The sequence below is a fragment of the Nitrospirota bacterium genome (genome assembly GCA_016214855.1).
In the GTDB taxonomy this organism is placed as follows: Bacteria; Nitrospirota; Thermodesulfovibrionia; order Thermodesulfovibrionales; family UBA6898; genus UBA6898.
On record JACRMT010000015.1, the window covers coordinates 33484 to 46412 of the forward strand.

14 protein-coding genes and 1 tRNA gene are annotated in these 12929 nt (G+C 50.8%); all 15 read right to left on the reverse strand.

Annotated features, from left to right (window positions below; all coding sequences use genetic code 11):
* Nucleotides 1-155: 155 nt before the first annotated feature.
* The 15 genes from HZB62_13020 to HZB62_13090 all read right to left on the reverse strand — a co-directional run bounded on the left by HZB62_13020 (nt 156) and on the right by HZB62_13090 (nt 12922).
* Entirely contained in the window at nt 156-458 is a 303-nt protein-coding gene (locus HZB62_13020) for a thioredoxin fold domain-containing protein (protein ID MBI5076073.1), read from the reverse strand.
* 36 nt (nt 459-494) lie between these two features.
* Entirely contained in the window at nt 495-917 is a 423-nt protein-coding gene (locus HZB62_13025; protein MBI5076074.1) for a hypothetical protein, read from the reverse strand.
* A 46-nt stretch (nt 918-963) separates the two neighbouring features.
* Nucleotides 964-1416, reverse strand: a complete 453-nt coding sequence (locus tag HZB62_13030; protein MBI5076075.1) for a hypothetical protein — start codon at nt 1414-1416, stop codon at nt 964-966.
* Nucleotides 1413-2792, reverse strand: coding sequence for an adenosylmethionine--8-amino-7-oxononanoate transaminase (gene bioA, locus HZB62_13035; GenBank protein ID MBI5076076.1), 1380 nt, complete (start codon nt 2790-2792; stop codon nt 1413-1415). Before bioA ends, HZB62_13030 begins: the two co-directional genes overlap by 4 nt.
* Before the next feature lie 5 nt (nt 2793-2797).
* Nucleotides 2798-3712 carry a flippase-like domain-containing protein gene (locus HZB62_13040; protein MBI5076077.1) on the reverse strand — a complete coding sequence of 305 codons (915 nt, stop codon included), beginning with the start codon at nt 3710-3712 and terminating at the stop codon, nt 2798-2800.
* Nucleotides 3693-4640: a glycosyltransferase family 2 protein gene (locus HZB62_13045; GenBank protein ID MBI5076078.1), complete on the reverse strand. Its 948-nt coding sequence runs from the start codon at nt 4638-4640 to the stop codon at nt 3693-3695. Before HZB62_13045 ends, HZB62_13040 begins: the two co-directional genes overlap by 20 nt.
* Complete coding sequence (locus tag HZB62_13050) at nt 4640-6670, reverse strand: glycosyltransferase family 39 protein (GenBank protein ID MBI5076079.1); 2031 nt, start codon at nt 6668-6670, stop codon at nt 4640-4642. The genes HZB62_13045 and HZB62_13050 overlap by 1 nt, the downstream gene beginning before the upstream one ends.
* Complete coding sequence (locus tag HZB62_13055; protein ID MBI5076080.1) at nt 6657-7001, reverse strand: response regulator; 345 nt, start codon at nt 6999-7001, stop codon at nt 6657-6659. The genes HZB62_13050 and HZB62_13055 overlap by 14 nt, the downstream gene beginning before the upstream one ends.
* Before the next feature lie 65 nt (nt 7002-7066).
* Nucleotides 7067-7708, reverse strand: coding sequence for a Crp/Fnr family transcriptional regulator (locus HZB62_13060; protein MBI5076081.1), 642 nt, complete (start codon nt 7706-7708; stop codon nt 7067-7069).
* A gap of 146 nt (nt 7709-7854) precedes the next feature.
* Nucleotides 7855-7941 (reverse strand) — tRNA-Leu (locus tag HZB62_13065).
* An 87-nt stretch (nt 7942-8028) separates the two neighbouring features.
* Complete coding sequence (locus HZB62_13070; protein MBI5076082.1) at nt 8029-8730, reverse strand: epoxyqueuosine reductase; 702 nt, start codon at nt 8728-8730, stop codon at nt 8029-8031.
* A gap of 78 nt (nt 8731-8808) precedes the next feature.
* Nucleotides 8809-9528 carry a ComF family protein gene (locus HZB62_13075; GenBank protein ID MBI5076083.1) on the reverse strand — a complete coding sequence of 240 codons (720 nt, stop codon included), beginning with the start codon at nt 9526-9528 and terminating at the stop codon, nt 8809-8811.
* Nucleotides 9498-10028, reverse strand: coding sequence for a PilZ domain-containing protein (locus HZB62_13080; GenBank protein MBI5076084.1), 531 nt, complete (start codon nt 10026-10028; stop codon nt 9498-9500). The genes HZB62_13075 and HZB62_13080 overlap by 31 nt, the downstream gene beginning before the upstream one ends.
* Entirely contained in the window at nt 10025-11311 is a 1287-nt protein-coding gene (locus HZB62_13085) for an adenylosuccinate synthase (protein ID MBI5076085.1), read from the reverse strand. Before HZB62_13085 ends, HZB62_13080 begins: the two co-directional genes overlap by 4 nt.
* 33 nt (nt 11312-11344) lie before the next feature.
* Nucleotides 11345-12922: a phosphoglycerate dehydrogenase gene (locus HZB62_13090; GenBank protein MBI5076086.1), complete on the reverse strand. Its 1578-nt coding sequence runs from the start codon at nt 12920-12922 to the stop codon at nt 11345-11347.
* Between the last annotated feature and the right edge of the window lie 7 nt (nt 12923-12929).

Genomic DNA, 12929 nt, shown 5'->3' on the forward strand with positions numbered 1-12929 from the left:
GGGTGTTTGGACTATAGTCTCAACACCTGCAGACTGTTCACCTGAACAGTCTCTTTTTATATCACAACTTGCATTATTTCGCAAAGGAAATGGGAATTCAATGAGGGCTTGCAAAGGGTACACCGGGGAAAATGGTAAAAAAACCGAAACCGGAATTACTTTTTGTCGATCTGTTTTATGATATCAGCGGCGTTCATGGCTCCCGGGATGAGCGTACCGTTCGGAAAGATGACCGCAGGCGTGCCGCTGATGCCGAGCTTTTCTGCAAGCTTGATATTCTCGTCAATTACTGTGGTCTCGCAGCTTGGTGCAGGAAGAGGCTTCTTCTCAAGGGCAGCCTCAAGAAGGTCCAGCGATTGCTCGCAGATAATAGCCTTTGATTTTCCGTATGCCTCTTTATGCATCGGCAGGGGGTAGAGGATAACATAGAAGGCTATATCCTTCCTGTCTTTTATCACCGTCTTCATCTCCTGATGAAGTTTTCCGCAGTATGGTCAATCGGGGTCGGAAAATACAATGATCTTGTTCTTTGCGGTCTTGTCACCCATAACAAGAGCATCCTTAAGCGGGATCTTTGAGACATCCACCTTGTTGATCTTCTGGAAACTCTCCTGGGTAAGGCTGGTCTTGGACTTGATATCAAAGATCTCGCCGCGCGTAATCGGAGAGATAATATGTTTCTTTGCATGATCGACGTAAACGATGGCTTTTTTGCCGCCCATATCAATACCGATCTCCCAGAGTCCAGCAACAGGGCTTTGCTTCACATGGATTATTTTTACATTCGGGATGAGGTCGTTCAGAATGCCTTTTGCCTCTTCAGCATTGAGGGGGTCTCCCTTTGCAGCGGCAATGGCTTCCGGCCTCATGCAGACAAGGGCAAAAAGAATAATTATCAATGTCAATATCTTGCGCATGGGATACTATACCACAACTTGCCCTGCAGATGAAATACCAAAAAGGTCAGAAATTGAGAGGCAGGCCCTCGGTCTTTATCACAAGCCAGGTGGTGCGCTCTTTTTCGAGGGAAAACTTCATATGAAAAGGCTTTGAGAGGTCTCCTGCAATATAGCCGGTGTCGCTGCCACGGGTCGCCAATACCCGGACATCCAGTTCAGCCGTGGCAGTCTTATCCTTTATATCAATAAGGGTAATCTCATATTCGATCTTGATATTATCCATGTTCTGGAAAAGTCTGGTCATGCCTTCCTTGATAAAGAGATAGGTGAGCCCGTATTCGTCAGTATAATTGAACGAAACCTTTGCCATGACCTCGTCAATCTTCTCCTGTTCGATCGCCGCTGCACCCTCCCTGAAGAGTTTCTTTATCCTGCTTTCGTCTGAGGGCCAAATCAAATAGATGATGACCGGGGAGATGATAAGGATAACGAGGTATATGATCGTTCTTCTGCTCATGTGGTTACCGAGATTATAGCATCCCTGAGGACACTCAGCATCTGGCCGAGATTCTCGATGCTGATATTCAGCGGCGGCATGATCACGATAACATTGCCAAGCGGCCTGATGATAACGCCGTTGTCGCGTGCGTGATAGGCGACCTTCCATCCCATCTTCTCTTCCCAGTCATACGGCTCTTTCGTCTTTTTGTCCAGCACGAGTTCAACCCCTGCCATAAGCCCCCTGCTCCTGACATTGCCGACATGGGGGAGTGCAAGCATCTGGCCGAGCCAATCATCGAGAAGTGCGATCTTCGGCGTCATCTGCCTGAGAGTTTCTTCCTTCTCAAATATATCCAGGCAGGCAACTGCTGCTGCGCAGGCAAGAGGATTGCCGGTATACGAATGACCGTGAAAAAAAGTCCTCAGGTCTTTGAAATCGCCAAGAAATGCCCGGTATATCTCTTCTGTTGCAAGCGTAACGGCAAGGGGCATGTATCCGCCGGTGATGCCCTTGGAAAGACAGATAATATCAGGCATGACATGCTCATGTTCGCAGGCGAACATCCTGCCTGTTCTGCCAAATCCCGTTGCAACCTCATCAGCGATAAGAAGAATATTGTATTTGGTGCAGAGCTCCCTTATGCGCTTAAGATATCCGGGAGGAGAAACGATCATCCCTCCTGCTGCCTGGACCAGGGGCTCTATGATCAGGCCTGCCATCTCATGGTGGTGGTCTTGCATCAGCTCCTCAAGCTTGTCTGCACAGAAGAGGCTGCAATCAGGATATTCCCTGCCAAGCTCACAGCGGTAGCAGTAGGGCGACGGTGCTTTATAGGTCGGGAAAAGGAGCGGACCGAAGGCCTCGTGGAATATAGCTACCCCTCCCACACTCACTGCACCGATCGTGTCTCCGTGATAGGCATTGTTCAGAGAGAGGAAGGACGTCTTCTGCTTTTCGCCCCGATGCTGCCAGTACTGGAATGCCATTTTGAGGGCAACCTCGACCGCAGTTGAACCATTGTCCGAATAAAAAACACGGCTGAGTGAAGAATGAGCATCGAGGAAAGAGGCATTCATCAGCATGACCAGCTTTTCAGCCAGTCGGATAGCAGGCTCATTGCTGAGGCCAAGCAGTGTGCTGTGGCTTATTCTGTCCACCTGCGCCTTTATGGCATCGTCGATCTCTTTTTTCCGGTGGCCGAATATATTGACCCAAAGTGATGAAACCCCGTCAAGATACCATCTGCCGTACCTGTCTTTGACAAAAGAGTCCCGGCCCTCGGTGATAATCACAGGCAGGCCCTCCTCCCACTCCTTCATCTGCGTAAAGGGATGCCAGATGTATTTCCTGTCGGCATCTTCAAGATGCCTGTTATCTTCCTGAAGCCCCATATCGGTTACACCGCTTTCTGCCGATCATAAAAGAAATAGAAGACAAGCCCGGGCAGGCTGCCGATAAAGGTGGAGAAGAACCATGCAAGAGACAGGGAGGTCGCAGCCTCAGGCGAAATACCGATAAGACCGAGAAGAATGACAAACGTTCCCTCACGGACGCCAAGGCCTGATATGGAAACAGGCAGGGCCACAACCGTTATAACGATCGGGAGAAAAACAGCAAGCAGGAGCAGAGAGATATCCTCGCCCATCTTCGATGCAAGGATGAGGACACTCACAAAATTCAGCAGCTGGACGACCACGGAAAGAAGAAGGGTCTTCACCATAACAGTCCTCTGCTTCTTTATGACCGAGAAATATTCGTAAATATCGGTCATGAGCCTGAATCTCTTTCCCAGCCTAAGTCCAAAGAAGAGGAAGCTGCCGATAACAAAGGATACAAAAAACCCCGGCATAAGCCATCTGTGCGGAGATGCCCCAAAAACGTCAAGACTGAACGGAAAGGCGGAAATGCCGATCACCATGAGGGTCACAAAGCCGAGGTACCGGTCCATAAAAACAGCAGCAAGCGTAACGCTGATCTTCTTCGCGTCCTTGTTCAGGTAATAGGCCCTGACAGCATCGCCGCCCACAACGCCGGGCAGAAAACTGCTAAAAAAAGCCCCGATCATATACAGCGAAAAGAGTCTCTTAAGCGGATAGTTGTCGGGCAGGAGAAGCTGCCACCGCATCGTAGAAAAGACCTGGGACAGGATATAGAGCGCTGATGCGCTCAGGAACGTGAAAAGCCCAAGGCTTTTCAGGATATGGATCACCTGCGCCATATCAGCTTTTCGGGAGATAAGATACAACGAGAAAGAGCTGACAACAAGTTTGAGGATGAGAATGACGACTTTCTTATTTATTGCCAGGGCCAATGACCTTCTTGATGACATAGATCGGTTTTTTCTGGGTCTCGTGATACACACGCACCATCATTTCGCCAAGGAGACCCATGCCGATGAACTGGATGCCGACGATGATCAGCAGGGAACCTAACAGAAGAAGAGGTCTGCCGCCGATGTCCTTGCCCGCAATAAGTTTCTCTATCGTGAGATAGATAGAGATCAGAAAGCCGAGCATGCCGCTCGCCAATCCTATAGGGCCGAAGAACTGTAAAGGCTTTGTCGAAAAACTCTGGAGAAACTTGACCGTGATCAGGTCAAGGACAACCTTCATGGTCCGTGAGATGCCGTATTTTGACTTGCCGCGCACCCTTGGATGGTGCTCTGTCTCGACCTCTGCAATGCGCACACCATACCAGCTCGCAACAGCAGGGATGAACCGGTGCATTTCGCCGTAGAGCTTGAGGTTCTTGATGACGTCCCGCTTATATGCCTTGAGTGAACAGCCGTAGTCATGAAGATTTACGCCGGTAACTTTGCTGATAAGCCAGTTCGCCATGATCGAGGGTAGCCTGCGCGAAAGGAACGGGTCCTTCCTCTTCTTTCTCCAACCGCTCACCAGGTCATTGTCTTTCATCTGTTCAATGAGCTTGGGGATATCATTCGGATCGTTCTGAAGGTCCCCGTCCATGGTAATGATGATGTCGCCCCGCGAATAGTCGAACCCCGCTGCAAAGGCCGCAGTCTGGCCGAAGTTCCTCCTGAGACTCAGGACAATGACTTTACTGTCCCCTGCCTGGATCTCCTGGAGAAATTTCAGGGTATTATCGGTGCTGCCGTCATCAATAAAGAGCATCTCATAATCAGCATCAAGGGTTTCCAGCACGGCCTTCAGCCGGATGTGAAGCTCCTGAACATTTTCTTCTTCATTGTACAGTGGTATTACAACAGATATGGTCATCAAAAGGTCTCCGGCTGCTGCGATTCAAAACCTTTGAAATCATAACATGCTGATACGCTAAATTTCAGGGTTTTCTTCCTCCGCGTCTTTACCTCGACCACCCTCTGATCACACGAACTGAAGGCACGGGAAACCTCTTCGGGAAGCTCCTCTTTTCCCCTTGCCCTGACAAAGATGGCATTCTGGCCCCTGAGATTTTCAAAGCCGGGCCACAGGTCGTACTGGTTCATTCTCCTGCCGAGATTAACACAGTATGTGACCGGATTATCTTTCATATAAAAGGCCAGCTCGCTCGCAACCTGATAACTGTCCGAAAAAACAAAGACCGGACCCTTCACGGACATGTCCTTATGAAGAACCGACGTTTCCTCCCCCAGCTCTTTCCAGCCCACAAGCCTGATGGAAGGATCAAATTTTTCCGGCAGTCCGAGCAGGGATGGGGCATGGGCAAAGAACGTTGTCAGCATGGCAAGGGAAATGGCAAGCACCACGGTCATGCGAAGGGGTTTCCTGAAGTCTTCCCGGCGGCGCAAAAAAAAAGCTGAGAAGGCGACAATGCCGGAGATATAGCCTGTCAGTGCCCAGTTTGCCTGCACCTTTCCCTGAATGCTTTTGGCAAGGAAAAAGGCGATCACCGGCAGAAAGAACCAAAAGAGAAAGGCCCCTTCTTTTGTCTTTCGCAATTTCAGGACCGCGACAATGATCATCACAAAGAGCAGCGGTGTCACCACCCCAAATTGAGAGCCAAGGAATTCACCAAACGACCGGATTGACAGCACAAGCCCTTCATGCAGATGTGCCTGTCCTGCAGTATGCTTCAACGTCACCCATCCGCGGGAAGCATTCCAGAATATCACCGGACTGAAAACCAGCATGCTGATCAGGAAGGCCAGATAAGGGCCAGGGGTCTTCAGGAGCCTTCGCGCATCCTTTTGGAAAAGAAGGTAGAGAAACGCAGAAAGCAGAAAAAATGCCATGGTATATTTTGTGAGCAGACCAAACCCTGCTGATATGCCTAACAGTATCCATAACAGTGAAGATGCTTTGGTGTCTCCGGGAGAAAGTCCCTGTCTGACAATACGGTGAAAAAGATAGAGGGAGAGTATCCAGAAGAAGATGAAGGGAGAATCTATGGTCAGGAGCATCCCGAAAACAGAAAAAAGCGGCACAACCTGCAGAAGAAGAGCAGAGGCGAGGCCTGTCCTTTCGTCATAGAGCTCTTTGCCGAGCCTGAAGAGCAGGATACTGCCAAGAGCTGAAAGAAGGACGGCAAAAGCCCGAACCCCCAGGACTGTGCTACCGAAAAAGAAGGTGCTGATCCGGATAAGCCAGGCTATCACAGGCCCTTTCGAATAATAGCTCCAGTCAAGACGGCGGGACCATTCCCAGTAATGCGCTTCATCAGCAACAAGGTCAAAAGGGCCGGTCATGATATAGGAGATACGGAAGAAACTCAGGACGATAAGCACAACGATCAGCGCCTGCAGATAGGATCTTTCCCGGACGATCTCTTCTGCCCGCCGGTAAAGATACACGGTGCAGTACGCCGCCGCTGTTCCAATAAGAGCGCCGGCAAGGACGTCAGACGGGTAGTGGACACCGACAAAAATTCTTGAAACACTTATCAGCGCTGCAGCTGCAATAAAAAAAAGGCTCAGTCTGTTCCTCAGCATGAACCCTATGGTCATGGCAAAGGCAAAGGCATTCGAGGCATGATTTGAAGGCATGGAATACGACTTGCCGCAGCCGACAAGGAGATGGACGTTATCAAGCGCATTGCAAGGTCGCTGACGCATCACAAGCTCCTTCAGCATATGACTGCCTGCATCAGCAAAGGCAATGGCAAAAAGCCCGGCAAAAAGCATCGGCAGAGCATGCTTCTTCTCCCTGAACCAGAGCAGCAGCACAAAAGGGAGAAAAACAAGAGCTGTCTGTGACGTTACAAAGGGCATGACCCGGTCGAAAAAAGGGTTCTGCAGATTCTGGTTTATGAAAAAAAAGAGCGCTGTATCGATGTCAGGAAGATGCATTCAGATAGGCCCTTACTTTTCCCCGCAGTTCTTCCAGCTTGAAGGGTTTCTCAATGAAATTGTCTGCATCCTTGTTGTACGACCCGCCGCTCATGAGCAGCACCTTGATCCCGGGCGAGGACTTCTTCACCCTCTCGATGATATTCTCTGCCGTGTCCTCCTCCATATGGAGGTCTGTGATCATCAGATCAAAGGGCGCTTCCCTGAGCGCTGTACCGAGCTCCTCCATGTTCTGTGCCCTGGCAACAGCATATCCTACCCTTGTAAGCGCTTTTTCGACCGTGTTCAGGATGAGCAGTTCATCGTCAATGACAAGAATTTTTGCAGACATAATTTCCGTACTGTAACATTTTTCAGGGTACAGGGAAAACAGCGGCCGGGGCAAACACCAAAGGACTAAAAACTCTTGAGCTCTATGAGGTTCCTCGATAGCGTAATCCTGCCCTTGCGCTCAAAGTCCTTGAGAAGTCTGCTCACAACTTCCCGGGAAGTGCCGAGGTCATCCGCGATCTTCTGGTGCGTTGCTGTCAGTCTGTTGTCCCCGGATCTCTCCACAAGATAATCCATCAGCCGTCGGTCCATACGGCCGAATGCTATCTCTTCAACGAGAGCCATCACCTCGGCAAGCCTCTGGCTCAGGATATTGAAAACAAAGTTCCTCATCTCCTCATACCCGGCAACCAGCCTTCTGAAATCATTCGAAGGGATAAGGAGCATCTCGCCCGCTTCCATGGCAACGGCCTGGGCAGGATAGGAAAGGTTCGAAAGGATACAGGATGCGTTAAGAATGCAGGTTTCGCCGGCGCCTATTTCATAGAGCGTGATCTCCCTTCCGCCTTCACCGGACTTGTACACTCTGATATCGCCGGAAAGCAGAAAGGCAATGGCAGCACAGGCATCGCCCTCGCGGTAAACCTGAAGGTCTTTGGGGAATTTCTGGAAACTCGCAACAGAAAGCAGGTCAGAGGTCAGTTTCTCCGTTGCTTTTGCAAATACGGGAAAGGCGTCAATGAACTGTTTCTTTATCACTGTTTCCATGTGTACACTCCTCTTTCTCAAAATTCTACGCAGTTTCTGAAGCCAAATCAAGCGCTTCTCCACGAGTCAACTGCGGCTGGTGTGGCAGGATTTCATCATTTCGAAGCGTTAAACCTTTACTGCGGATATTATCAGATAGAGCTCATTGGTGCCGGTGGGGAGAATCGAACTCCCACTCCCTTGCGGGAACCGGATTTTGAGTCCGGCGCGTCTGCCAGTTCCACCACACCGGCACGGTGTGCTGGTATTGATTCTAAAGGAAGTCCCATCATCCGGTCAAACACCCGTTTGAATATCTCTTACTGTTACCGTTATGCCCATCACCTTTTCCTCTTTCCAAAAGGACAGGCCTTTACACATACGCCGCAGATCCTGGCACCTATCCCCGGTCTCGTCGAAAATTCAAGGGTCTTCTCCACGCACCTGCTGAAGTGCAAGGCCTCATCGCGGCTTTCATACCGGTCGTTTGCCAAAACATTCCTGATTGCGGATGCGGGACATGCCTTGGAGCATTCGGTGCACTTGCCGCAACGGTTTTTGAGAGGTCTGTCGGTAACCAGCGGCATGTCTGTCAGCACTGTTGCAAGCCTGATGCGAGGCCCGTATTCCGGGCTGACAATAAGAAGACTTTTACCCTGCCATCCGATCCCGGCCATGCGGGCAACAGCCTTGTGTGAAATGTTACCCAGCAGGTTACCCTCGTCTGTGATACATGAGGCCGGAACTGCGGTTACAGAAAAGCCCTGCTCCTTTATCCAGGCAACAAGCGCTGCGGTGATACCGTCCAGCTTTGCGTTTATCTCACGGTAATGCTGCGCGTATGCGATCGTAGGACCATCTGTTATATCACTGAGGATTTCTTCATCCAGATGCGCGGCAACAGATATGCCGGCAGAATATGGCAGCAGCAGGTCGTCCGGAATTACCCTCCAGCCCTTCTTGAATTCCTCAAGGTCTGCAATGCCGACAAGATCAGCTCCTGCAGTAATACTGAATTTCTTAAGTTGCTCCGTCAGGGTCATGAATCCTCCGTATGCACCATGTTCGTCATCTGAATAGTTATATTTTTGCTCATGCCATGGACCGTTTTAAAACGTTCGCTATCGTATCCCTGCCCTGGCAAGGGTCAGCACGGAAACGCTCTTTGCACCAGCCTTGAGAAGCTGCTTCGAGCAGGCGTTGACCGTGGCGCCGGTGGTCATGACATCGTCGATCAGCAGCAGGTTCATTCCGGTGACCCTGCCTGTGCAGGCAAATGCCTTCTTCACATTGGCTGTACGCTCTTTTGCAGAGAGACCAACCTGAGGAGGCGTCTCCGCAACCTTTTTCAAAACATCCATGAGTAGCGGTATCTTCCTCTCCCTGGATAGATGGCGGGAAAGCAGAAGAGCCTGATTGAAGCCTCTGCTTTTCAGGCCTTTCGGACTGAGCGGTACCGGAATGAGAGCATCGATGCCTTCAGTATCATGAAAAAGAAGAAACTCGGAGAGCGGCCTTGAAAGCCTTCGGATCCCGAGAAACTTGAAGTGATGAATTGCCGAGGCAATGAGACCTTCATAGTGGGTGAAAGAGAGGGCCTTTGTGAAGGCCGGAGGCTCTTCGAGGCAATGTTGGCACCGGTCTGCATGGACTGAAACAAGGTGTACGCCGCAGGTCCTGCATGACGGACCGGTATAGTGCCCTATGCTCTGCCAGCATTGCCTGCAGAACGGTGCATGCGCAAGACTGTCTGTGGTTTTGCTGCACGACGGACATGCAGAGGGGAATATGAAATTAACGAGACCGGAAACTATGACTGAAGAGAAATGGGAGCGCCGCATTTGCCGCATTTGGGGCCGTGGGAAAGTCGTTCTCTGCGGACCCTGTTCTTTGCACCGCACTGATCGCAGGCGATAATAACAGAGTCCAACGCAGGGTCTGATGACGGTTTGTGGTGCTGCTCCTGAGTCTTGTGCTGCGCGTGAGAGCGCTGTTCACCGCTGAACATGGTTGGTTCACCATCCTCGGCAGGATCGAACTCCTTAAGAAATCTGATATAGTTATGATCCCGGCTGATAAGTTCAATGCCCATGCCATTTTTGAGAGAGACAATGGGTGTCTTCATTGATCTCCTGACAAGGCCCTTCAGTTTGCAGTCGGTTCCGTTGGGAAGGTGAATAACAATGTCCAGCTCTGTGCCGGGCACAAACGCATGGTTTGTCCTGATGAAGAGGCCGTATCGCGAAAAATCGCTCGAAATTGCACGATAGTTTTTCCCCTGGCCGACAAACTCAGACTCGAGCCTCCGAACAAACCGTTCGTGCTTTCGGCGAACTCTCAGAAAGGCTCCTTAAGCAGTATCAGTTCATCCCTTTTTTGTCCTGTCGAGACGATGGCGGCCTTAACGCCGATAAGTTCTTCGATACGCTTTATGTATGCCTGTGCGTTCCCGGGCAGTTTCCTGAAATCCGTTATGCCGAGGGTGCTCTCTTGCCAGCCGGCAATTTTTTCGTATACGGGAACGCAATTCTCAAGGACCGAGAGCTCTTTCGGCATTTCCCTGATGAGCTTTCCCTTGTATCTGTACGCCGTGCATATCTTAAGGGTATCCATGCCGTCGAGGATATCAAGCTTGGTGAGTACAATACCTGAAAGGCCGTTAATGCGGCAGGAGTGCTTCAGTATGACGGTATCGAGCCAGCCGCATCTCCGGGCTCTGCCTGTTGTTGAACCGAACTCGCCACCCTTTTCCCTGATAAGTTCTCCGGTCTTGTCCTGGAGTTCTGTAGGGAAAGGGCCGCTGCCGACGCGGGTCGTGTATGCCTTCACAATGCCCAATACCTTGTTGATCCTCGTAGGGCCGATGCCGAGGCCGGTGCATGCGCCGCCTGCAATAGCGCTTGATGATGTCACGAAAGGATACGTGCCGTGGTCAATATCAAGCAGCGTTCCCTGTGCTCCTTCGAGGAGCACGTTTTTCTTTGCTGCCATCGCATTGTTTACGACAATGTCAGTGTCGGCAATATGCTTGCCGAGTATTTTTGCATAACTCATATATGTCCTGAAAACCTTTTCTGCGCTGAATACCGGGGCCTTGTACAGGTTTTTTAAAAGAAAGTTCACGTGAACAAGGTTTATCTTCAGTTTTTCAAGAAATGCATCAGGGGTGAGCAGATCACCGACTCGTATGCCTGATCGTCCCATCTTGTCAACGTAGGTGGGGCCGATGCCCCTGCCTGTAGTCCCGATGTTCTTTTTGCCCTTTGCCCGTTCGCTTGCCTGATCAAGAGCAATGTGATAGGGCATGATAAGGTGGGCATTCTTGCTGATAAGGAGATTGCTGCCAACCTTGATCCCTCTCTTTTTGAGATCGGTTATCTCTTTTATGAGCGCTTCCGGTTCGACAACAACGCCGTTACCAATGAGGCAGAGGGTATTTTTGTGGAGGATCCCCGAGGGGATAAGATGCAGCACGTACTTTGCGTCCTTAATGACGACCGTATGACCTGCATTATGTCCGCCCTGATACCGGGCAACCACTTCGGCTTTTCTGGTGAGATAGTCGACGATCTTGCCTTTTCCTTCGTCTCCCCACTGCGCACCCACGATCACGACAACTGACATAGTAACTCCTCTCTTATATTCCGTCAGACAGCGTTAGAGACTGATCTGCTTAATGGATAAGATGTTCGGCAAGGCCTTGAGCTGGTCAATGACCTCCGGGCCGGGCTTTGCGTCAAGACTTACCACAGAGATTGCCGTGCCGCCTGCGGATTCCCTTCCGAAGTGCATGCGGGCGATGTTGATATTGTTCTTGCCGAGCATATTGCCGATATTGCCGATGACCCCGGGTTTGTCATTATTATACATGAGCAGGAGTTCACCTTCGGGAACGATCTCCACCTTGAAATTGTCGATCTCTATGACGCGCGGGTCCTTTTTGCTGTACAGGGTGCCCGAAACATAACTTTCCCTGTTCTTTGCCTTTATCCTGAGCGTGATCTTGCTGAAGAAGTCGCCGGCATCGCTGCTCTTGATCTCCTTAACTTCAATGCCGCGCTCTTTTGCAATAAAGGGAGCATTGACGAAATTCACGGTCTCAAGCAGGATAGGAGCGAGATATCCCTTGAGTGCAGCAATGGTGACCGGAGCAGTATTGACCGTGGCGGCATCGCCGCTGTACTCAACAATGATCTCGGTCGTGCCGCCTTCGAATATCTGGCACGAGAAACTGCCGAGCTTCTCTGCGAGGTTGATATACGGCTGAAGTCTCGGCACCTGATCGCTCGGGATCGAAGGGAAGTTGACCGCATGTCTGATCGTGCCATGGACAAGATAATCGGCGATCTGTTCTGCAACGGCAAGCGCAACGTTTTCCTGCGCCTCTTCAGTTGAAGCGCCCAGATGCGGCGTGCAGATGAGATTGTCAAGGGTGAGCAGGGGGTTGTTTTCAGGCGGCTCTTTTTCAAAGACATCAAGTGCGGCTGCTGCAACCTTTCCGCTTTTCATCGCTTCATAGAGATCCTGCTCATTGACAATTCCGCCGCGTGCGCAGTTGATGATCCTCACGCCATTCTTCATCTTGGCAATGGTGGCCGCATTGATAAGGCCCTTGGTCTCAGGCGTCATGGGCGAATGGATCGTAATAAAATCCGATTCCGCGAAGATATCATCAAGAGAGCCTTTCCTGATGCCCATCTCCTGCGCCTTTTCCTCGCTCAGAAAGGGATCATAGGCAATAATGTTCATCTCGAGCCCCTGCGCCTTCTTTGCCACCTGACCGCCGATCGCGCCGAGGCCGACAATGCCAAGGGTCTTGTTGAAAAGCTCGACACCCATGAACTTCTTCTTTTCCCATTTGCCTGCCTTCATGGAGGCGGTTGCCTGGGGGATCATGCGGGCCACAGAAAAGAGCATCGCAACAGTATGTTCAGCAGTGGTAACCGTGTTACCGCCGGGGGTATTCATGACGACAATGCCCTTCTTGGACGCGGCTGCCTTATCGACGTTGTCAAGGCCCGAGCCTGCCCTGCCGATAACCTTGAGGCTCGTTGCAGCCTCGATGATCTCGGCAGTAACCTTGGTTGCTGAACGGATGACCAGGCCGCTGTACTCACCGATGCATGCCTTCAGTTCCTCAGGTTTCATGCCGGTTTTGACATCAACCGCGAGCCCTGCCTTCTTGAGTATTTCTACGCCTTTTGCAGATATGTTGTCGCTGACGAGCACTTTCATCAAAATT